The organism is Gluconobacter sp. P1C6_b, from assembly GCF_018811945.1.
Classification (GTDB): domain Bacteria; phylum Pseudomonadota; class Alphaproteobacteria; order Acetobacterales; family Acetobacteraceae; genus Gluconobacter.
The window spans coordinates 147,892-169,114 of record NZ_JACRVU010000001.1; the positions used below are offsets into that span (position 1 = coordinate 147,892).

At 61.8% G+C, this 21,223-nt stretch carries 16 protein-coding genes; 10 read left to right on the forward strand and 6 right to left on the reverse strand.

Annotated elements, in window-relative coordinates; all coding sequences use genetic code 11:
* Position 1: 1 nt before the first annotated feature.
* The 4 genes from KP701_RS00665 to KP701_RS00680 form a co-directional block, all read right to left on the reverse strand.
* A complete protein-coding gene (locus KP701_RS00665) occupies positions 2 to 1,774 on the reverse strand; it encodes a tetratricopeptide repeat protein (RefSeq protein ID WP_215745254.1) in 1,773 nt (590 codons plus the stop codon).
* Positions 1,775 to 1,867: 93 nt separating this feature from the next.
* Entirely contained in the window at positions 1,868 to 3,328 is a 1,461-nt protein-coding gene (locus KP701_RS00670; protein WP_215745255.1) for an HlyD family type I secretion periplasmic adaptor subunit, read from the reverse strand.
* 2 nt (positions 3,329 to 3,330) lie between these two features.
* The gene (locus tag KP701_RS00675; protein ID WP_215745445.1) at positions 3,331 to 5,481 is read right to left on the reverse strand and encodes a peptidase domain-containing ABC transporter; all 2,151 of its coding nucleotides are present in this window, start codon (positions 5,479 to 5,481) and stop codon (positions 3,331 to 3,333) included.
* A gap of 432 nt (positions 5,482 to 5,913) precedes the next feature.
* Positions 5,914 to 6,687, reverse strand: coding sequence for an SDR family oxidoreductase (locus KP701_RS00680; protein WP_215745256.1), 774 nt, complete (start codon positions 6,685 to 6,687; stop codon positions 5,914 to 5,916).
* Between the two features lie 132 nt (positions 6,688 to 6,819).
* Here KP701_RS00680 and KP701_RS00685 point away from each other — a divergent pair, with 132 nt between their 5' ends.
* Both KP701_RS00685 and KP701_RS00690 read left to right on the forward strand, forming a co-directional pair.
* The gene (locus KP701_RS00685) at positions 6,820 to 7,737 is read left to right on the forward strand and encodes a LysR family transcriptional regulator (protein WP_215745257.1); all 918 of its coding nucleotides are present in this window, start codon (positions 6,820 to 6,822) and stop codon (positions 7,735 to 7,737) included.
* An 85-nt stretch (positions 7,738 to 7,822) separates the two neighbouring features.
* Positions 7,823 to 9,277: a YdiU family protein gene (locus KP701_RS00690; RefSeq protein WP_215745258.1), complete on the forward strand. Its 1,455-nt coding sequence runs from the start codon at positions 7,823 to 7,825 to the stop codon at positions 9,275 to 9,277.
* Between the two features lie 34 nt (positions 9,278 to 9,311).
* Here KP701_RS00690 and KP701_RS00695 read toward each other — a convergent pair whose 3' ends face one another.
* Positions 9,312 to 9,518 carry a hypothetical protein gene (locus tag KP701_RS00695; protein ID WP_215745259.1) on the reverse strand — a complete coding sequence of 69 codons (207 nt, stop codon included), beginning with the start codon at positions 9,516 to 9,518 and terminating at the stop codon, positions 9,312 to 9,314.
* 250 nt (positions 9,519 to 9,768) lie between these two features.
* Here KP701_RS00695 and KP701_RS00700 point away from each other — a divergent pair, with 250 nt between their 5' ends.
* The 7 genes from KP701_RS00700 (at position 9,769) to mdoH (ending at position 18,180) form a co-directional block, all read left to right on the forward strand.
* Positions 9,769 to 11,049, forward strand: coding sequence for an adenosylmethionine--8-amino-7-oxononanoate transaminase (locus KP701_RS00700; protein WP_215745260.1), 1,281 nt, complete (start codon positions 9,769 to 9,771; stop codon positions 11,047 to 11,049).
* Positions 11,046 to 12,224: an 8-amino-7-oxononanoate synthase gene (locus tag KP701_RS00705; protein ID WP_215745261.1), complete on the forward strand. Its 1,179-nt coding sequence runs from the start codon at positions 11,046 to 11,048 to the stop codon at positions 12,222 to 12,224. Before KP701_RS00700 ends, KP701_RS00705 begins: the two co-directional genes overlap by 4 nt.
* Positions 12,221 to 12,847 (forward strand): biotin synthase, encoded by a 627-nt coding sequence (locus KP701_RS00710; RefSeq protein ID WP_215745262.1) that lies wholly within the window; start codon positions 12,221 to 12,223, stop codon positions 12,845 to 12,847. The genes KP701_RS00705 and KP701_RS00710 overlap by 4 nt, the downstream gene beginning before the upstream one ends.
* Positions 12,834 to 13,646, forward strand: coding sequence for a methyltransferase domain-containing protein (locus KP701_RS00715; RefSeq protein ID WP_215745263.1), 813 nt, complete (start codon positions 12,834 to 12,836; stop codon positions 13,644 to 13,646). Before KP701_RS00710 ends, KP701_RS00715 begins: the two co-directional genes overlap by 14 nt.
* Positions 13,643 to 14,293 carry a dethiobiotin synthase gene (gene bioD, locus KP701_RS00720; RefSeq protein WP_215745264.1) on the forward strand — a complete coding sequence of 217 codons (651 nt, stop codon included), beginning with the start codon at positions 13,643 to 13,645 and terminating at the stop codon, positions 14,291 to 14,293. The genes KP701_RS00715 and bioD overlap by 4 nt, the downstream gene beginning before the upstream one ends.
* 162 nt (positions 14,294 to 14,455) lie before the next feature.
* Positions 14,456 to 16,018, forward strand: a complete 1,563-nt coding sequence (locus tag KP701_RS00725) for a glucan biosynthesis protein (RefSeq protein ID WP_215745265.1) — start codon at positions 14,456 to 14,458, stop codon at positions 16,016 to 16,018.
* Positions 15,994 to 18,180 carry a glucans biosynthesis glucosyltransferase MdoH gene (gene mdoH, locus KP701_RS00730; protein WP_215745266.1) on the forward strand — a complete coding sequence of 729 codons (2,187 nt, stop codon included), beginning with the start codon at positions 15,994 to 15,996 and terminating at the stop codon, positions 18,178 to 18,180. Before KP701_RS00725 ends, mdoH begins: the two co-directional genes overlap by 25 nt.
* Before the next feature lie 77 nt (positions 18,181 to 18,257).
* Here the strand turns inward: mdoH and KP701_RS00735 are convergent, their stop codons facing one another.
* On the reverse strand, positions 18,258 to 18,770 hold the full coding sequence (locus KP701_RS00735) for a DUF2501 domain-containing protein (RefSeq protein WP_215745267.1): 513 nt from the start codon (positions 18,768 to 18,770) through the stop codon (positions 18,258 to 18,260).
* A gap of 265 nt (positions 18,771 to 19,035) precedes the next feature.
* Here KP701_RS00735 and KP701_RS00740 point away from each other — a divergent pair, with 265 nt between their 5' ends.
* Positions 19,036 to 21,147, forward strand: coding sequence for a S9 family peptidase (locus KP701_RS00740; RefSeq protein WP_215745268.1), 2,112 nt, complete (start codon positions 19,036 to 19,038; stop codon positions 21,145 to 21,147).
* Positions 21,148 to 21,223: the final 76 nt, after the last annotated feature.

Sequence of the window (21,223 nt, forward strand, 5' to 3'; positions counted from 1 at the left end):
ATCAGTCATCGTCGTCCGGCTGCGCTTCGTCCAGAAGGGCGAGCTCCACTTCAGCGTCCCTGATATTCTGCGCTTTCGCACGCTCCAGCCAGATGCGACCTTCTACCGGGTCCGTCACGCCAGCCAGTCCGCGCACGAGATAGCGGCCGAGCATCATCTGGGCGAGGCCGTTTCCACGCTGGGCGGCCTTGCGGAACCACAGCTGCGCCTGCGGGCGGTTCTCGGGGACATCATGGCCGCCGCCATACATCGCGGCCAGCGAGAACATGGCGTCCACGTTGCCGCTCTCGGCGGCCTTGCGGTACAGCGTCAGGGCTTTCTCATGATCCTGACGGCCGTTGATGCTCCCGTCCACGAGAAGCCCCGCTACGGTAACCTGCGCCTCGGACATGCCCGCATCGGCAGCCTTTTCCATCCAGTAGAGCGCCTGCGTGGGATCGGGCTGCACGCCGCGCCCTTCCAGCAGCATCCTGCCGTACCAGTACTGCGCGTTGACGACACCATCGGCAGCTTTCTGCATCCAGCGGGCCGCTTCACGTCCATCCTTCGTGCCCGTCACGCCTTCGGCAAAGCACACACCCAGATTATAGGCCCCGACCAGATCCCCCTTTTCGGCGGCTTTTTCGAAACGGGCATGCAGAGCCTGCTTTTCATCAGGGGTGGCGGACGCTCCGGCGAGAATCAGGTTCCCGAAATCCGCATCCGCATGCGCATCCCCCGCTTCCGACGCGACCCTGAACCAGTGCGCCGCGACATCGGGATCCTGATGGACGCCATTTCCTGTCAGATAGAGAAGCCCCAGGGCCCGTGCAGCGCCGGCGTGTTTCTGCTCGGCAGCCAGGCGGTACCATTTGGAGGCTTCCATCAGATTGGGAGGCAGATCGCCGCCATTGGCACACAGATCACCAAGCAGGGCGGCGGACTGCGTATCCCCATTCGCCGCAGCACGCTTCAGCCAGGTTTCAGCCCGGCCGTAATGCCGGGGCGTGCCCGTTCCTTCCAGCAGCATCAGTCCGTAGCGCGCCTGAGCGGTTACGATGTTGCGTTCCGCCGCCTGATGGAAATAACTGGCGGCCTTCCCGAGATCCCGGGGCACGCCCGAACCTGATTCGTACATCCTGCCCAGAATATCGAAAGCCGTGCCGAGACCACCTTTTGTCGCTTCGATCAGATGCCGGGCGGCGGCAGACAGGTCCTCGTCTGAATGGGCCTCCTGGAGAATGGAAAGCGCCACACCAAGATGGCCCTGCGAACACCCCGCGGCCGCGGAACGGTCGTACCAGGACCGGGCCTGCGTCAGGTCGCGCAGGTCTTCCGGTCCATTGGTCAGGATATATCCCAACAGGGCCTGTGCATCCGGGGAGCCGGCATCCGCAGCGATTTTGGCCCAGCGCAGACCAAGGTGGAAATCCGGATGTCTTGGGCCTACCTGCGGCACATGCGAGAGATCCAGCCCCTCGCTGGCCGTACGGATTTCAAATCCTTCGGGCAGGCCGACCGTATAAAGGGTGGCCAGCACGAAAGCCGCTTCGATATGCCCTGCCTCGGCGGCCTGATAGATCCACCGAGCGCCATCTTCGAGACTGGGCGGAACCCCAAGCCCGTCCAGATAGGCGCGTCCGACCCGGAACACAGCCTCTGCGTCTCCTGTGGCGGCGAGGCGGCTGAGAAGCGCGAACCCCTGAACAGCCTGACCGGTTTCCGTGAGATGGATCGCATATTCCAGCTTTCCCCGAGAGGAAAGAAGAGCGGAAAGGCGACGTTTGAACGACATGAGCGACACAGGTCCTGAATAACTGTCATACAGGAACGCCCGGTCTGTACCGGGCGTTCCTTTGAGCGCTTCTGGGGACGCTCCGTGCTTTTATTATGGCTCTCTCATACCATTGGTAAGTGCCGGCGTAATCTTGTTGAACAGATACTGCAGCACGGTCCGTTTTCCGACATCGATATCAGCCGTCAGGGACATGCCCGGCATCGGATGGAAGAAGGAGGGCTGCCCATGCAGGGTGTAACGGTCGATCCGCAGACGGACACGATAGACCCCCGAAGCAGTAGCATCATCAGACGGTGTATTTCCGTTACTGCCACCACCGGCGTTCTGCGAGGAGGGCGTGAAAGCATCCGCACTGATGACGCGAACCGTCGCTTCCGCACCGCCGTACTGATCGTACGGGAAGGTCGCGAATTTCAGCAGCGCATGATCGCCGACCTGAACAAAGCCCATATCCTGCGAGCGCAGGACGGCTTCCATTTCAAGACCGTAGCCCGTGGGAACGAGGGTGATGAACTGTCCGGCGGACTGAAGAACAGAGCCGACAGAGCCCTGTGCGATGGTCAGGACAATACCGTCTTCCGGTGCACGCAGCAGAACGAGATCCTGACGTAGACGCGCCTTTTCATAGGAACTGCGGTATTCGGCCAGATGATGCCCGGCTTCGGTCAGGTCCGAATAGATCTTGGCCTGCCAGTTCCCGATATATCCGTCACGCTCGGCCTTCATGGCGGCCAGCTTCTTCTCTGCGGAGTTGGCGCTCTGCTGGGCAGCGATCTCCGCGCGCTCGGCTTCCATCAGTTCGGTCTGCGCGCCAAGGGTTGAAAGACGGGAGCCGACCTGATCGGCCTGTTCCCGCTGTCGCATCTGCAGGACCTCGGAGGCGACGCGCATCTTGCTGCCATACATGGCCGCATTGGCCCTGTAGCCCTGGATATCGCTTTCAAGACTGGCGATCTGCTGGGCATAGTTCTCGACATGCGCCTGGTATTCGGTCTTGCGGCGCAGGAAAGCGGCGCCCTGCTCGACCGACGCAGGATCGTTCAGATTGACATGATAGTCCTGCCCCGCGGCTTCCGCTTTCAGACGGTCATATTCCGCCTGATAGGCATCACGCTGCAGATGCATGTTCGTGATGTCAGCCTCGGTGATGGTCGGATCGAGATGGGCAAGCACATCACCCTTTTTCACGAAATCGCCAACATGCACATCGATGGAACGGATGATGGAGGTTTCAAGCGGCTGCACGACAATGGTCGGCTGTGTCGAAATCAGCCGGCCCGGTGTGGAGACGACCCGATTGATCGGAAACAGGGCCATGACCGCAAGACAGGCCAGGAACAGGCCGCCGATCAGCAGAATGATGTAACGCGCGGCCGGGGTAGCCGGAAGATTGATCAGTCCTGCCGTTGGTGAATGGAATTCAAGCAACGCCAGCGGCATGTCGTTGGGCGCGAAAGGATCGGTAGCTGTCCGCGGAACATGCTGGTTGAAGTCTTCATCGGACTGGCCGGAAGGCTGGCCCTCATTGGGGATCATGTCGGAAGAGCTCATGATTACTCTCCTTCCGTCAGTTGCCCGGCAGAACCGGGAACGTCGTTATCTGTCATGTGCCGGTTCTGCTGCAGCCAGAGCATGCGATAGATTTCACAGCGCTCCAGAAGGATCCGGTGAGGTGCGATATCGACCAGCTTGCCCTGATCCATGACCGCGATCTGGTGACAGTTTACAAGAGACGACAGACGGTGGGAAACGATCACCATCGTCCGGCCCTTGCCGATCCGTTGCAGATTGGCGTTCACGAGTGCTTCGGACTCTGGATCCAGCGCCGATGTGGCCTCATCCAGAATCATCAGCTTCGGATCACTGATGACCGCACGGGCAATGGCAAGCCGCTGCCGCTGCCCACCCGAGATGTTGGTCGAGCCTTCTTCAATCCAGGTATCATACCCGGCCGGCATGCGCTCAATGAACTCTTCGGCACCGGCAAGACGCGCGGCGCGGATCGCGTCATCGATCGTCAGTCCCGGACGGCCCGCCGTGATGTTGTCGCGGATCGTTCCACGGAACAGGAAGTTGTCCTGAAGTACTACGCCAAAGGAACGGCGCAGATGGGTCAGGTTGATTTCACGCAGATCCACGCCATCAAGACGCAGATACCCCGTGTAGTTCCGACTCACACCCTGAAGAAGGCGGGTGATCGTCGATTTACCGGATCCTGAGCGCCCGACGAGACCCAGCATCGTTCCGGCAGGAATATCGAACGTGACGTCATTGAGGGCCTTGGTTGTCGAACCGGGGTAGGAGAAGTCGACATGATTGAACGACAGCGCTCCCTTGACGACAGGGCGCATGCCCGTTGTCAGCGCCTTGGTTTCCGTCGGCTGGTTCAGGACCATTCCGGCTTCGCTCAGGGAGACACTGACCTCGTTGAAGGCCTCCATCAGCTTGGCAAGGTTGACGAGCGGGCTGGCGACACGTCCACCGAGCATCATGAAGCCCATGAGAGCACCGGCCTGCATGGAACTCGCATTCGTCAGGATCAGATAGGCGCCCACCAGGATGATGCCGCGGTTGATGAAAATCTCGAATGGCATGACCAGGGTCTGGGGCCAGCTGGCCATACGACCGGCCGCAAGTTTCCAGCGCACCACATCTGCCGTACGTTCATCCCACAGTTCACGCCGCGTCGTTTCCAGGGCCAGGGTCTTGACTGTCCGGATGCCGGCAACCGTCTCATAGAGAATGGAGCCACGCTTCATTTCGGCGAGCACCTGCCGGCCAATGACACGTGTGACAGGCGGCAGGAACACCACCACAATGAGACCGATGCATCCGGCAGCGGCCAGCGTCATCCATGCGAGAGTCGGGCTCATCACGAACAGGACGGGCAGGACCACGATCAGGGTGAAGAGATCCAGCAGGGTGCTCATCAGCTGCCCGGTCAGGAAGTCCCGGACCTTGAAGACGGCCATGAAACGACCCAGGATTTCACCCGTCTGTTCGCGCTCATAGAACTCGAGCGGCAGGGCAAGCAGCCTGTTGAAAGCGTGCAACGAGATACGGGCGTCCAGTCGGGTTGACAGGATCAGGGACAGCTCGCGCCGGGCGTAGGTCAGCAGGATTTCATAGAACGAGAGAATGATGACAAAACCGCTCAGGGAAACCAGCGTCGCCATGGAGTGGTAGTTCACCACCCGATCGACAACCTGCATGACGATAAGGGCGGGGAAGATCTGCAGAATACTCAAAATCAGCGACGCAAAGGCGATATCCCGCATCACCTTTTTTTCGCGAAGCACCATCTTCGCGAACCAGAGCAGATCGAACTTGGCGTCCGCCTCGGATTCGTCACGCCGGCGTTTGACCAGCAGCACATCGCCGGTCCAGACCTGCATGAGACGCAGTTCGTCGACGGGAACGGGGGTATCGCCCTCGCCACCCATCGGATCACGGAGCCATACCACGCCCTTTTCGGCATCGGCGCGGACCATCAGACCGGCCGAGCCATCCTTGAACATCAGGACAACAGGCGGGGAATTGCGGATCTTGACGAGATAACGCCACCGCAGGCGCATGCCCTTGGCAACGGCGCCCTGTTCGTTCAGCCAGCGCGCGAGAGTGGCGGGAGACGGCGAATCCTCACCTGGCTCCGCCGCAAAATCGCGGATATCCAGTTCCAGGCCGTGATAGCGGGCTGCGGCCAGGACAGCGTAAAGCCGGATGACGGTTGGACTGACTCTTCCGTCGGGGCCTGACAAGCTCTGGGTATGCTCCACGAAATGTCCTCTATGCTGTTGTCGCGCCAAGGCGGACCAAAGGGCGGCACCAAAGGCAGGAACGCCAGTTCATCTTCTCATGAATAGAGAAGACTCCCTTTTCCGTCACCACCCCTGCAGGCAGGAACTGAAAAATACCTGATGCCAGCATACTCCAGACAGATCAAAAACTCATTAACACCTTCAAGCATAAACACCCTCGTCACGAGGACGTTTTATTGAAAACACGGGATATGATCAGAGAAAACCATATCCCGTGTCCTGTTATTCCGGAGCGGGTGTTTTGTCTTTTCCCTTTTCGTCACGGGGTTTGGGCTTTTCAGAAAGTGTTGGCTTTCCTCTCCTCCCCTTCAGGGACCGTTACTTCGTCGTGTACCCCCCGTTGACGAGAATGGTCTGTCCGGTCATCCACCAGCCGTCCGAAACCAGGCAGCGGACGATGGGTACGATGTCCTCGATATCGGTCAGACCCGTTTTGCTCAGGGACGACAGGGCGGCGGCCGTCTTGTGATAGGCCACAGCTTCCGGGGCCTCCTGACCATAGAAGAACGGCGTATCCATCGGGCCCGGACCAATCGCATTGACGGAAATACCCCGCGCACCGAACTCCTTTGACGCCGCACGCGTCACATGCTCGACGGCGGCTTTCGAGCCGGCATATGTCGAATAGAACGGCGTATAGGCACCGAGCAGGGACGTCACGATGGTCAGGAGCTTGCCGTTGTCGTTCAGGTGCCGCCCGGCTTCCTTGATGAAAAAATAGGCAGCCTTGGCGTTGACGGCGAACATCTCGTCATACTCGTCCTCGGACGTCTCCAAAATCGGCTTCTTGAGAACCTTGCCCGCCGTATTGATGGCGATATCCGGTTTTCCCAGTGCCGCGACAACGTCGGCAAACAGTTTTTCATTCGCGGCAGCCGTCGTCAGATCGGCCTGGAAGGCCTGTGCCCGCACGCCCTGCATTTTCAGGGCCGTAACCGTGGCCTCGGCATCCGCTCGGGTGGCGGCACTGTTATAATGAACAGCGATGGCGGCTGCGCCCTGAGCGGCGAGATCGAGAGCGATCAGCCCGCCCAGATTCTTGGCACCGCCCGTGATGAGAGCGGTTTTTCCCTTGATGCTGTGATCGGCCATGTTGAGGAGTTCCTCGCGCTGTATGGATGATGACAGGGACTATGATTTGTCAGACAATCCGGAAAAAGCATGAAAACCTGACATCATCTATCAGGATTAACGAACAGCCTCCCCCAGCATGCCGGAGACATCATGGACCGCATCGACCTGCTCCGCATTTTCATCCGGGTCGCGGAAAGTGGCAGCTTCACGCATGCGGCCGATACGCTTCAGATGCCCCGCTCCACGGTTTCGACCGCCGTGCAGGAACTGGAAAACCGGCTTGGCACCCGTCTTCTGGCGCGCACCACGCGATCGGTCCGGCTGACGGATGATGGCCGGATGTTCCAGCAGACTGCCCTGCGGCTGCTTGGGGACTTCGAAGACGCTGAAAATCAGTTCCGGCTCCACAGTTCCCAGACGCGCGGGCATGTGAAGGTCAATCTTCCCAGCCGGATCGGACGGCTGATCGTCGCGCCCGCCCTTCCTGAGTTTCTGGACCGTTATCCGGGGCTGGACATCGAGCTTGGCATGACGGATCGCAGCATCAATCTGGCCGAAGACGGGACGGACTGTGTGCTGCGGGTCGGGCCTTTGCAGGATTCGAGCCTGATTGGCCGGAAACTGGGGCTGCTGCCGGTCTTCAATGTCGCGAGCCCGTCCTATCTGGCGCAGCATGGCACCCCGCAGACTCCCGCCGATCTGTCGGCGCATCAGGCGCTGCTCTACGCCTCGCCCACCACGGGCCGTATCGAAGACTGGGAATGGGAGCACGATGGCCGGGAAGACAGCAGACCGGTCCGGGGACGCGTGACAGTCAACAGCGCGGAAGGAGCCGTGGCCTGCTGCCTGGCAGGGTTGGGGCTGGCGCAGCTTCCCGCCTATGACGTGCTTCCCCACATCCGCAGGGGTGAACTCGTTGATATCCTGCCGCAATGGCGGGCCGCCCCGCTTCCGATGACGCTGTTATACCCGCACCGGACACATCTCTCCCGCAGGCTGGAAGTCTTTACGGACTGGCTGACCGGGCTTCTGGACACGCACTGTTTTCCCAGAGATGCCGAAAGCTGAACCCGGAAAGTGGCTGCTGCCCTTCCCTTTTGCGGCTCTCTGGCCCATCTGAAGACAGACTCCACAAGTCCCGATTGGATTTCTGATGCAGCTCTCCCGCATCTATGCCTCCCTGCCCGAGCGTTTCTCTGCCCCCCTCTCCCCGGCGCCGTTTCGCAATCCACAGATCGTGGCGCTGAACGAGCCTCTGGCGCATGAACTCGGGATGGACCCGGACTGGCTGCGCAGCCCGGCGGGGATCGCCTTTCTGAGCCAGGGCCTGCGACCGGACGGCGCCGCGCCTGTGGCCATGGCCTATGCCGGGCATCAGTTCGGGCACTTCGTCCCGAGCCTCGGGGACGGGCGGGCCATGCTGGTCGGTGAAGTGACGGATCGCTCCGGGCGCCTGCGGGACATTCATCTCAAAGGGTCCGGACCGACGCCATTTTCACGACGCGGAGACGGACGGGCGGCTCTGGGACCGGTTCTGCGCGAATATGTGGTCAGCGAGGCCATGCATGCGCTCGGCATTCCCACAACACGCGCGCTCGCGGCCCTGACAACAGGCGAGAGCGTCGCCCGCGAGACGATGCAGCCCGGCGGCGTCATCGTGCGGGTCGCCTCCAGCCATGTGCGGGTCGGGACGTTCCAGTATTTCGCAGCGCAGGGCGATATCGAAGGGGTGCGCATTCTTGCGGACCATGTGATCGGGCGCCTGTATCCGGAACTGGCAGAGGCTGAAAATCCCTATCTGGCGCTTCTGCAAGCCGTGACGGCGCGGCAGGCTAATCTGGTGGCGCGGTGGATGCTGGTCGGGTTCATTCATGGCGTCATGAACACGGACAACATGTCCATCGCAGGTGAGACGATTGATTTCGGGCCCTGCGCATTTCTGGATGCCTATGACCCGGCGAAGGTCTTCAGCTTCATCGACCAGAACGGACGCTATGCCTACGGAAACCAGCCCGACATGGCGCTGTGGAACCTTGGGCGCCTGGCAGAAGCACTCCTGCCCCTGCTCGACAGCGATCGCGAGAAGGCGATCGAACAGGCCAAGGACGCGCTGGTGCGCTTTGATGAAGTGTTCAACTGCACCTATCTCGGCGGCTGGCGGCGGAAGCTCGGTCTGGGGCGGGAAGAAAACGGAGATCCCCGGCTGACGGGACGCCTGCTGACGGCCATGCATCGCGGAGAAGCAGATTTCACGCTGACATTCCGACGGCTTGGCGACGTGGTTCGGACGGGACAGACGGACAGTCTCGTGGCGCTGTTCGGGCCGGGTTCGGGAATTGAAGACTGGATCAGGGACTGGCAGGCGCGGCTGGGTCGGGAAGAGCGCCCGACCGAGACCTGTTACACGGACATGCAGGCCACGAATCCCCGCATTATTCCGCGCAATCACAGGATCGAAGAGATGATCCAGGCGGCCGTGGCAGGCGATTATGCGCCATTCCACCGTCTGGTTGAGGCGCTGTCACACCCGTTTGATGATGCGGCAGACGGGTTCGGGATGCCCCCGGCGCCTCATGAAAGGGTCATGAATACATTCTGCGGCACCTGACGCGCCGCAGGGGATAAGGATCAGAACGGCCGGATCAGGCGACTTTCGGCGTCAGCAGGCGGCTGCGGTTGAACAGGCTTCTGACCTGGGCATACAGCGCGCCGAAATCCGGCATGCAGGCATTGTGAAGCGCACGCACGCTCTCATGCGTGGCATAGAAACGCAGGGTGTTCAGGCTTCCACTCATGATGGCCGTTCCCAGAAAGACGCCATCAACATGAATGACCTTGGAACTCAGCATTGGTCTTCAACCTCGTCATGGCTCCCGCGTCGGGAGCTCAAAATGTTTCCACGTTCCACACTTACCCCTGTTCAGGGTTCCACTAGTCAGGAACGCTCCACTAACGGGGGTGATGCCACATCGTTGCCTGACAAAACGTGACCTTTTTATGATACGGCGTGCCGTCTGCGGAACGATCCTGCCCCTTCCCCAAGGCTCCATAAGGGGCAGGGGATGGACTCACCCCCAGCCATGCGGGAAAACGCAAATCATGTCTCGCAACGCTCCTTCCGCCCCTCCCCTGACCGCCGCTGACCTGCCACATCTGTGGCTGCCCTACACCCAGATGCAGACCGCCCCCTTCCCCGTCGAGGCCGTACGCACGTCCGGCAGCCGGATCACGCTTGCGGACGGCCGGGAGCTTGTGGACGGGGTGGCAGCCTGGTGGACGGCGTGTCACGGCTACAGCCATCCGCATATTCATGAAGCGCTGGTCCGTCAGGCGGAACGGATGCCGCATGTGATGTTCGGCGGGATGGTGCATGAACCCGCCATCCGTCTGGCCGCACGGCTGGCGACCATACTGCCGGGCGATCTGGAACGGGTCTTTTTCACCGATTCCGGATCGGTCGCGATGGAAGTCGCGATCAAAATGGCGCTGCAGTACCACATCAACCGGGGCACCATAGGCCGGACGAAGATCCTGTCTTTCCGCGGCGGCTATCACGGGGACACGCTGGGCATGATGTCCATCTGCGACCCCGAGGAAGGCATGCACAGCCTGTTCGCGGGGGTCCTGCCCGAACAGGTTCTGGCCGATCTGCCCGTGGATGCGGACAGCTTGGCGCGGCTTGAAGCCCTTCTGGCGGAACGCGGCAACAGCGTCGCGGCGATGGTCACGGAGCCTCTGGTTCAGGGCGCAGGGGGCATGCTGTTCCATGACCCCGAGGTGCTGCGGCGTCTGCGCGAACTGTGCGACCGGCACGGGATTCTGCTGATCCTCGATGAAATCTTCACCGGCTTTGGACGCACCGGGACGATGTTCGCCTGCGAGCAGGCCGGGATCGTGCCGGATATCGTGGCGCTCTCCAAAGCCCTGACGGGCGGAACCATGGCACTGGCCGCTACTGTGGCCCGGCGGGGTGTCTTCGAGGCGTTCCTGTCCGACAGCGCTGGGCACGCCCTGATGCATGGACCGACGTTCATGGCCAATCCGCTGGCCTGCGCGGTGGCCAATGCATCGCTGGACCTGTTCGAATCCGAGCCGCGACTGGAGCAGGTCGCGGCGATTTCGGCCCAGCTTGCGCGGGACCTGGAGCCATGCCGCACCCTGCCCGGCGTCAGGGATGTGCGCATTCTCGGCTCAATCGGCGTGGTGGAACTTGAGACGCTGGACAATCCCGATGCGCTCCGCCGGGCCTTCGTGGAGCGTGGCGTCTGGATCAGGCCGTTCCGCAACATCGTCTATCTGACGCCCGCCTTCACAATCACGCCCGAAGAACTGACATGCCTGACGACGGCCATCGTGGACGTTCTGCGGGAGGGCGCATGAGCCTGTTCGACAGCCATTTCACGGCCACCCTGACTGACCGCGAGGCCGTCGGAACACGCCGGAGCCTGCGCCCTGTGGTCCGGCAGGACGGGATGATTGTCCGCGACGGGCGGCGGATGCTGGATGTGTCGTCCAACGATTATCTGGGGCTGGCGGATCACCCGCTGCTGCGCGAACGCGCGGCGGACTGGGCGCTGCGCTTCGGCACCGGTGCGCGCGCCTCCCGATTGGTCAGCGGCACGCTGGACCTGCACCGGCAGGTCGAGACGAAAATGGCCGCCTTCAAGGGCTGCGAGGACGCGATCCTGTTTGCCTCGGGCTGGCAGGCCAATGCGTCCGTCATGCCGGCTTTGTGTGCCCTGTCCGTGGCCCGGACGGGCGCACCGATGCTGGTATTTTCGGACCGGCTGAACCATGCCAGCCTGCATCATGGCTGCGCGGCGGCTGGTGTGCGGCAGATCCGGTTCCGGCACAACGATCTGTCCCATCTGGAAAGCCTGCTGGCCCGTGAGGCCGAAAAACCCGGCCTGCGTATGATCGTGACGGAGAGCGTGTTCTCCATGGACGGAGACCGTGCCGATATTCCGGCCCTCCGCGCGCTGGCGGACCGGGCAGGAGCATTCCTTTACGTGGACGAAGCCCATGCGACCGGTGTTCTGGGACCACAGGGTCGCGGCCTGTCCTGCGGGATGGCCGATCTGACGATGGGAACATGCAGCAAGGCGCTGGGCGGGATGGGCGCGTATATCGCGGGCTCGAAACCGCTCTGCGACTATCTGGTGAACCATGCGTCGGGCTTTATTTACAGCACGGCCCTGCCCCCTGCGGTTCTGGGCGCGATTGACGCAGCACTGGATGTCGTTCCGAGTCTGGATGGCGAGCGCGCCGTGCTGCTGGAGCAGGCCGAGCGGCTTCGGACCATGCTGCATGGGGCTGGACTGTCCACGGCAGACTCCACAACACAGATCGTTCCTGTCCTGATCGGGGAATCCGAACGCGCCATGGCTGTGGCCGCCGGGCTTGAAGAGGCGGGCTTCCTGACAGTCGCAATCCGCCCGCCGACCGTGCCAGCCGGAACCGCGCGCCTGCGTCTGGCGCTCCATGCCGGGCTGAGCGATGCGCAAATCGACCGTCTGGGGCAGGCCGTCATCGCTCTGATAAGAGACGTCGCATGACACGGGCACTTTATCTTGTGCATGGCTGGGGCTTTGACGCCTCCTTCTGGGTGCCAATGCTGGCACATCTGCCGGATGTAAGCGCGCAGGTCGTGGATTGCGGGTATTTTGGCTCGGAACATCGCCCTGCCCTGCCGCAGACGCCCTATCTGGCTGTCGGACATTCAGCCGGATCGCTAGCGCTGCTGGGACAGGAGCTGCCGGGATGTGAGGGGCTGGTTTTTCTCAACGGCTTTCCGCGTTTCACAGCCGCGCCAGATTTCCCGGACGGGACGCCTGAACGAGTTCTGACCCGGATGCGGGCTCGCCTGAAACGTGATCCTGCTGCCGTTCTGCATGATTTCCGCGCTCTTTGTGGAACGGATGCGTCTCTTCCCGGTACGCCAGATGTGGATGCACTGGATCGTGGACTGGACGCGCTTCAGACTCTGGACCATCGCTCGCAGGCTGCGGACTGGAAAGACCGGCTACACTGGATGACGGGCACCGACGATCCGTTCGGCGCGGCGAAGACGGGTTTTGCGACAGCAGGCGAACAGGTTGAGGGTGGGCATCTGCTGCCCCTCACCCATCCCGGACTCTGCGCAGATTTCATACGGCGGTGGCTCGATGACCTGCGCTGATACTCCCAACGACATTCTGCGCCGCAACAGCATTGCCGCGCGATTTGACGCCGCCGAGGACTATGACGCCGCCGCTCATATCCAGCGCCGCTGCGCTACGGCGCTGATGGACCGCATCCAGACCGCGACGGCGGATCATGTACCCACGTCCATTCTGGAGTTTGGCTGCGGCACCGGTTTCCTGACGGCGCAGCTGGCGAACCATTTCCCGCAGGCCAGCCTGCTGGCCACCGATCTGGCGCCCGGCATGATCGCGCGGGCACGTCAGCGACTCTCGGGAGAGGCCACCCGCTTTCACGTCATGGACGCGGAACACCCGGATACGTCCGGTCCGTTCGATCTGATTGCCTCCAGCCTGTGCCTGCAATGGTTCTCGAACCGGAGCGACGGCTTGCGGCGGCTTTGCGACCTGCTGGCACCACAGGGCCGGCTGATGGTCACGACACTGCTGCAGGACAGTCTGGACGAATGGAAACAGGCCTGTCTGGCGGAAGGCGCGCCCTGTGGGGTGCCGGATTATCCATCCGCGCAGACGGTGCAAACCGAATGGCCTCCCGGTGGCGCAGGAACATGGGAAGTGCTGACGCTGCATGATCCCGTCGATAGCGCGCGTATGTTCCTGCGGGGTCTGCGGCAGATCGGCGCATCGGTTCCGCGCGTCGATAGCTCCCCCGCCAGCACTGCGGCCCTGCGCCGGGCCATGCGGCATTTTGACCGTACGAGTTCCAGCGTGACCTATCAGATCGGCATCGGGTCATTCGTAAAATCCGGCGTGAAAACGGAAAGGACAGAGCCATGAATTTTCAACGCGGGGTTTTCGTCACGGGAACGGATACCGGGATCGGCAAGACGCTGGTCAGCGCCATTCTGTGCCGCGCCTGGAACGCCACCTACTGGAAGCCACTTCAGACCGGTCTTGCGGATGAGGAAGGCGATACGCCCACCGTCCGGGACCTTGCCGGGTTGTCTCCTACGCGTATCATCCCCCCTGCCTATGCATTTCAGGCCCCGCTTGCCCCGCTCGCAGCGGGCGATCTGGAAAACGTGACCGTCAATCCGGGACGGCTTGTCCTCCCGCAGGTGCAGGGGCCACTGGTTGTGGAAGGCGCGGGCGGCCTGATGGTGCCGGTGCGTGAAGACATGATGATCGTGGACCTGATCGAAAGCCTTGGCCTGCCGGTCGTGCTGGTCACACGCAGCGGACTAGGGACAATCAATCACACGCTTCTGAGCCTTGAAGCGCTGCGGCGGCGCGGTATTCCCGTGGCGGGCGTGGTGCCTGTCGGACCGCCGAATTCCGGCAATGAACGGGACATTTCGCGCTTTGGCAAAACGCAGATCCTGTTCCGGGTTCCGCATCTCGACGCAATAACGGAAACATCTGTCGCCGGATTGTCTGGCAATGTTCCGTTACTTGATGTCTTGCAGCAACAGATTTCACAATAATGTGTCATTCTGAGCGCATGCCATAAAAAGGCCGCGCCAGCCCTTGTGAAATGGCATCCTCATCATAGAAGGGCTCTTCGCAACGAAAGTCTTCCAGCGTATCGCTGAAAGACCGGTCTTCGTTTCGGAGACGCCGACAGAAACTGGGATATTGGGAAAAGTATGAGTATCCTGCGCCGTGATCTGGTCAAGCTTGGGGCCGGACTGACCCTTCTGGGAACAGCTACCCGTATGGCCCATGCCCAGTCCACAGCCACAACGCCCTCTCCACCGACCGGGCCTTCCGCGCCGGAATCGGCGCCTTTTGACAATGACACTGTCCGGATTCTGGCGCAGCGCCTGTCGAAAAAGCCCTATTCTCCGCCGTCTCCGACGCTGCCCGCTGCAATTGCGAACATGGATTTCGACCAGTTCCGCAGCATTACCTTCAATCCCGAAAAGGCCCTGTGGCACGACCAGAATCTGGCGTTCGACGTGGAGTTCTTTCCGCGTGGATTCCTGTACAAGCCGCGGATCGGCATGAACGAGGTCACGGGCGGACAGTCCACGCCCATTCCCTACGATCCCGATCTCTTCACCTATTCCAACCCCGTCCTGCGCGTCACGGATGATCTCGGTTTCTCGGGCCTGCGTCTGCGCTATGCGATCAACACGCCGGGCGTCATGGAAGAATGTGCCGTCTTCCTCGGCGCATCCTATTTCCGCGCCGTGGCCAAGGGCCAGAATTACGGACTGTCCGCCCGTGCGTTCGCAGATGGCACGGGCAATCCGAAGGGCGAGGAATTCGCCCTGTTCCGCGAGTTCTGGCTTGAAAAGCCGGAGCCGGGCGTGGAATCCATCGTCATTCACGCGCTGCTCGACAGCCCGTCTCTAACCGGCGCGTTCCGCTTCACCATCCGTCCGGGCGATACGACCGTCTTCGACGTCCAGTCCTCGCTGTTCCCGCGTCAGGACATCACGGAATCCGGCATCGCACCGCTCACGGGCATGTTCTATTTCGACGCCAACGAGCGCAATCACGTCGATGACTGGCGCCCTGCCGCTCATGACAGCGAGGCGCTTCAGATCTGGACGGGTGCGGGGCAGCAGCTTTACCGGCCGCTCATCAACCCGACCGACCTTCAGTTCTCGGCCTTTGCCGACAGCAGCCCGCACGGTTTCGGCCTGATGCAGCGCAAGAGGTCCTTCCACGACTACGAGGATCTGGCGCTCAACTACCAGAAGCGTCCGTCGCTGTGGATCGAGCCCATCGGCAACTGGGGCGATGGTGCCGTCGATCTCGTGGAGATCCCGACGCCCAACGAGGTGAACGACAACATCGTCTCCTTCTGGCGTCCCAAGCAGCCCATGAAGGGCGGGCAGGAATACAGCTACATCTACCGGATGTACTGGGGCTGGGACACGCCATGGCCGACCCAGATGGCCCGGGTTGCTGCAACGCGGATCGGTGGGGTGACCGACCATGCCGATGCACGGTTCTTCGCGATCGACTTTACCGGCGCGCCGTTTCAGAACGTGCCGCAGGGCACGAACTTCCATCTGATTTCGCAGGCCACACCCGGCACGATCCGCAATGTCGTGGTCGAGCCCAACCCCGAAATCCAGGGCTGGCGCACAACCTTCGAGTTCGTGCCCGGGGATGCGAAAATGTGTGAACTCCAGGCCCAGCTCGCCGGCGATCAGGGTCCGATTTCAGAAAAATGGATGTATCGTTGGACGCCGTGACCGAATTCTCCCCTTCCGCCGGGCCGGCCGCAGCCCCGTTCCTGCCGCCGGAAGCGCCGCTGGCCATGAAGGCGCAGAACCTCCACCAGCAGCCGGACCGTCACGGCAGATCTTTCCGTACCTTGCCGACCACGCCGTCCTTCCTGTGGCTGCGCCGCCTGTTCGTTTTTGGCGGTGCGCTGCTGCTGACGGGCTACGGCATGTACAGGATCAACCAGGTCTTCAATTCGCTCGGTGTCTCGGCACTGGGCGTCATCATTCTGGTCCTGTTCGCCATTCTCGCGTTCTGGATTGCCCTGTCCTTCACGTCCTGCCTGGGTGGTTTCGTCTCGCTGATCCGGCGGGGCGGACTGGGGCTTGGCATCCATCGCACGGGACCGCTGCCGGAGCTGAAAAGCCGCACCGCCGTCTTGATGCCGACCTATAACGAGGACCCCACGCGGGTTCTCGCCGGTCTACGCGCCATCCATGACAGCATTCTGGCAACGGGCCAGATCGACGCTTTTGATTTTTTCATCCTGTCCGATACGACCAATCCGGATGTCTGGGTGCAGGAAGAGCGGGCTTTTCTGGAGTTCCGGAAAGCCACGAATGGCGAAAAGCGGGTCTTCTATCGTCGCCGTCACAAGAACGTCGATCGCAAGGCCGGCAATCTGGGCGACTGGGTGACGCGGTTCGGCTCGGCCTATCAGCAGATGCTGACGCTTGATGCAGACAGCGTCATGGATGGCAGCCTGATCGTCCGCATCACGGCGGCCATGGAGCAGCATGACGGTGTGGGCCTGATCCAGACCCTGCCGGTTATCGTGGGGGGCCGCACACTTTTTGCCCGGATGCAGCAGTTCGCAGGCCGCGTTTATGGGCCGCTGATCGCGCATGGCATTGCCTGGTGGCACGGTTCGGAAGGCAATTACTGGGGCCATAACGCCGTCATCCGTACGCAGGCTTTCGCGGAACAGGCTGGTCTGCCGCATTTGAAGGGCCGTGCTCCATTCGGTGGTCACATCCTGAGCCATGACTTCGTGGAAGCCGCGCTCATGCGTCGCGGGGGCTGGGCCATTCACATGGTGCCGGGCCTGTTCGGTTCCTATGAGGAAAGCCCGCCGTCCCTGACGGATGTCGCCATCCGCGACCGTCGCTGGTGTCAGGGCAATCTGCAGCACAGCAAGATCCTTGGCACGAAAGGCCTGCACTGGGTCAGCCGCGTACACATGCTGACCGGTATCGGCTCCTACATCATGTCGCCGCTCTGGCTGCTGTTCCTGCTGTTCGGCATCCTGATCTCGCTTCAGTCCCATTTCTATCACCCCGAATATTTCGGCACGAAACCCACGCTTTATCCGCACTGGCCGCGCGTCGACCCGGTCCAGGCGAAGCTCGTCTTCATCGGAACAATGGGGATTTTGCTGGCGCCGAAGGCTCTCGCATTCATCGCCATGATATTCGACCGCGCGGCCCTGCGTGGATCGGGCGGCATTTTCCGGCTGGCGGTTTCCATCGTGCTGGAGACGCTGATCGGCGGCCTGATCGCGCCGATTGCCATGCTGATCCAGACCTCCGGCGTTATTTCGATCCTGCTGGGCCGGGATTCCGGCTGGAATGCCCAGAACCGTGACGATGGCCGGGTCTCGCTGAAGGAAGTGGCGCACGGTTACTGGATCTACACAGTGTTCGGGCTGCTTCTGGCGGTCGCGGCCTGGTCGGTCTCGCAGGCGCTGTTCCTGTGGATGACGCCGGTGTTGCTGGGACTGGTGCTTGCCATTCCGCTGGCCGCGCTGACAGCGAGCCGGGATGTCGGGCTGGGCCTGCGCCGGGCCGGGCTGCTGCTGATCGAAGAGGAAACAGCACCTCCGCCGATCCTTCAGCTCGCTGCGGCCAATGACGCGGCACGGGAACGCGCGGCCCATGCGCCGAACGCTCCGCCGGAAGAGGCTTTTGCCGCACTCCGCCAGAACGCCACTCTTCTCGCAGCCCATGAAGGCGCCCTGCCCCCGCCCCGCAAGCCGGGCAGTCCGATCGATGCCAATCTTCTTGTCGGGCTGGTCAAGCTGAGGGAGGCACCATCCCTGCAGGTCGCGCTGGAGCGCCTTTCACGTCAGGAAAAGGCCGCCGTGCTGGGAAATCCCGAAGGCATCCAGCTCATGGAGCAGCTCAAGGCCTGAAACCCGCAGCGCTTTACGGCATAAAAAAACGCCCCGGCCATGACAGCCGGGGCGTTTTTCGTTGAGACGATGAAGCCTCAGTGTCCGACAACGGCAGAGTCGCCGAGGGACTGAGCCTTCTTGATGACGTCGTTACACGTCGTGACGCGCTTGTCCTTGGGCAGGGTGCTGATGTCGAAGACATTGCCGCCAGCCGTCTGGAGCAGACCCTTGCCACCGAGCGAATAGAACTGGTCGTTCTGGACGTCCGGACGTTTTGCCAGCGTGCGGGATGCCACGATCGGCGACGTGCCGAGCACCAGCTTCTGCTGCACACAGTAGTAGCTCAGCCCCGCAACGTTGCCGGCCTGTGCGTTTTCGATGGACGGAAGACCATCCGCGCCCAGCGTGCCCGGCGATGCGGCGGTCAGAATGTTCTTACCACCGGCAACGGCCTGAAGATTGGCGGAGGGCAGGGTCGCCTGCGTTCCGGCCGGGATCGTCGGGACGGGGCTGCTCTGCGGGATCGGCGGTACCGTCTGGGCAACAGCTGCACCCGAAATGGTCAGGCCAGCAGCAGCAAGAACAGCGAAATACTTGTTCGAAATCATGGCACTCTTCTTTCCATATACAGGATGTCCTCTGCGCCCCTGAGAAGGAGATACAGAAATCATCCGGTCTGGAACATCGTGAAGGATGCTCCGTTGCCTTGAGTAACACTCGAGACCCAACGTGGTTTCTTTGGAGCAGTCCTTTTTCCTCATGGCCGCCATGCGGGAACTTTTGGATCATCACGTTTTACCGAACGCATCACAGACGTCTGTTTCCCCACAGGAGCGCATTGAACGGCGGCAGTTTCTGCGTCACAGTTTCCCCATGTCACAGACCCCCGATGCTCCCTCCGCCACACCCGTTCCTCCCGTCGCCCGCCGTGAGCCGCTGACCACCACGCAGCTTGGCCGGACGCGCACGGATTCCTATGCCTGGATGAAAGATGAGAACTGGCAGCAGGTCCTGCGGGACCCGTCCGTTCTGCGCGAGGACATCGCCACGCATCTGAAAGCGGAGAACACCTATGCGGAGGCCGTGCTGGCGGACATGGAACCGCTGCGCGAGACGCTGCTTCAGGAAATGATCGGCCGCATCCCGCCGGCGGAGTCTTCCGTGCCGGTCCCGGACGGAAAGTGGGAATATTATGTCCGCTTCGAGGACGGAGCGCAGCACCCGCTGCGGGTCCGTCGCCCGCGCGGCGGTGGCGAGGAGCAGGTGCTGCTCGATGCCGATGCTCTGGCGAAGCAGCACGACTATTATGCACTGTCTCAGACCGACCATTCCCCCGATCACCGTTATTTCGTCTATGCGGAGGACATTCAGGGCTCCGAGGTCTATCGCATTCAGGTCGAAGATCTGGAGACGGGCGAACTCTGCGCTCCACCAGTGCCGAGCACGACGGGCAGCTTCGCCATTTCGCCCGACAGCCAGTGGCTGTTCTGGATCTACCGGGATGACAATGGCCGTCCGTCCAAGATCTATCGTCGTCCGCTGACGGGAGGCGAGGATGTTCTGATTTTTGACGAAACCGATCCGGGATTCTTCCTGAGCATCGGCGTCAGCGCATCCCGCAAATGGATCCTCATCGAGCGCGGCGACCATGATACGAACGAGACGCTGCTCATCCCCGCCTCCGACCCGACGGCCCTGCCGGTCGTGGCGGCCCCTCTGGTGCGAGGCGAGCGCTATTCCCTGACGCACTGGAACGACCGCTTCATCATCCTGACCAATGCGGGCGGGGCCGTGGACTTCCAGTTCATGCAGACGCCCGACACGGCCACGGGACGCGAGAACTGGACGCCGTTCGTGCCGTATCGCGAAGGGCATTATCTGCTGGGGGCCAGCGCCTCACGCGGGCATCTCGCCTGGGCCGAGCGGCGGGACGGAAACATCCATATTTTCGTCGTACCCGAGGGCACGGAAGGCGATATCCGCGCGCAGGCCAAAGCCATCGGCATGGACGAACCGGCCTATGACCTGACCATGCTGGGCACGCTGGAATACGATGCCCCTATCCTGCGCTACATCTACCAGTCGCCGACCAATCCGGCGCACTGGTACGATTACGACATGGCAAGCGGTGAGCGCGTTCTGCGCAAGATCCGCGAAGTCCCATCCGGCCATGATGCGAGCCGCTATGAGACACGCCGCCTGTTTGCAACATCTCCGGACGGCGCGCAGGTTCCCGTTACGGTCCTGATGCGCAAAGGGCAGGCTCTGAATGGTTCTGCGCCGCTGCTGCTGTACGGATACGGCTCCTACGGCATCGCCATGGACGCCGATTTCTCCACGACCGTGTTCAGCTTGGTGGACCGGGGCTGGATCCATGCCATCGCCCATGTCCGCGGCGGGTCCGAAAAAGGCTGGAACTGGTTTCTGGACGGGCGCGGGACGAAAAAGCCCAACACCTTCATCGATTTCATCGCCTGCGCCCGGCATCTCGTTTCGGAAGGCTATGGTTCGGCCGGACGCATCGTCGCGCAGGGCGGCTCGGCCGGTGGTCTGCTGATGGGCGCAATCACAAACATGGCACCAGAGCTGTTCGCGGGTATCGCCGCGCAGGTGCCGTTCGTGGACATGCTCAACACCATGTCCGACGTCTCCCTGCCGCTGACACCGCCGGAATGGCCGGAATGGGGCAATCCGCTGGAAGATCCCGCCGCCTATGACCTGATCGCCAGTTATTCGCCCTATGACAACATCGAAGCCAAAACCTATCCGCCGGTTCTGGCAATGGGTGGCCTATCCGATCCGCGCGTGACCTACTGGGAGCCCGCGAAGTGGATCGCAAAGTTGCGGGAAGTGACGTCCGGCGGCCCGTTCCTGTGCCGCATCAACATGGAAGCCGGACACGGCGGCTCGTCCGGCCGCTTTAAAAGGCTGGAAGAAGTCGCGCTCGTCCAGGCCTTCGCCATCTGGGCCATCAACAGAGCCTGAAACAGAACCCGTGAATAAGAGTTTTTGGGTTCCGCCTTTTTCCCAAAAGGTGGAGAGCTTCGAAGCTTTTTGAAAA

Excerpts from the sequence above, each read along its gene's own strand:
- KP701_RS00690 (WP_215745258.1), top strand. The coding sequence starts at position 7,823 with ATGCAGCTCTCCCGCATCTATGCCTCCCTGCCCGAGCGTTTCTCTGCC.
- KP701_RS00705 (WP_215745261.1), top strand. The coding sequence starts at position 11,046 with ATGAGCCTGTTCGACAGCCATTTCACGGCCACCCTGACTGACCGCGAG.
- KP701_RS00670 (WP_215745255.1), bottom strand. The coding sequence starts at position 3,328 with ATGAGCTCTTCCGACATGATCCCCAATGAGGGCCAGCCTTCCGGCCAG.
- KP701_RS00735 (WP_215745267.1), bottom strand. The coding sequence starts at position 18,770 with ATGATTTCGAACAAGTATTTCGCTGTTCTTGCTGCTGCTGGCCTGACC.
- KP701_RS00685 (WP_215745257.1), top strand. The coding sequence starts at position 6,820 with ATGGACCGCATCGACCTGCTCCGCATTTTCATCCGGGTCGCGGAAAGT.
- KP701_RS00665 (WP_215745254.1), bottom strand. The coding sequence starts at position 1,774 with ATGTCGTTCAAACGTCGCCTTTCCGCTCTTCTTTCCTCTCGGGGAAAG.
- bioD (WP_215745264.1), top strand. The coding sequence starts at position 13,643 with ATGAATTTTCAACGCGGGGTTTTCGTCACGGGAACGGATACCGGGATC.
- KP701_RS00680 (WP_215745256.1), bottom strand. The coding sequence starts at position 6,687 with ATGGCCGATCACAGCATCAAGGGAAAAACCGCTCTCATCACGGGCGGT.
- KP701_RS00710 (WP_215745262.1), top strand. The coding sequence starts at position 12,221 with ATGACACGGGCACTTTATCTTGTGCATGGCTGGGGCTTTGACGCCTCC.
- KP701_RS00700 (WP_215745260.1), top strand. The coding sequence starts at position 9,769 with ATGTCTCGCAACGCTCCTTCCGCCCCTCCCCTGACCGCCGCTGACCTG.
- KP701_RS00740 (WP_215745268.1), top strand. The coding sequence starts at position 19,036 with ATGTCACAGACCCCCGATGCTCCCTCCGCCACACCCGTTCCTCCCGTC.
- KP701_RS00695 (WP_215745259.1), bottom strand. The coding sequence starts at position 9,518 with ATGCTGAGTTCCAAGGTCATTCATGTTGATGGCGTCTTTCTGGGAACG.
- KP701_RS00715 (WP_215745263.1), top strand. The coding sequence starts at position 12,834 with ATGACCTGCGCTGATACTCCCAACGACATTCTGCGCCGCAACAGCATT.
- mdoH (WP_215745266.1), top strand. The coding sequence starts at position 15,994 with ATGGATGTATCGTTGGACGCCGTGACCGAATTCTCCCCTTCCGCCGGG.
- KP701_RS00725 (WP_215745265.1), top strand. The coding sequence starts at position 14,456 with ATGAGTATCCTGCGCCGTGATCTGGTCAAGCTTGGGGCCGGACTGACC.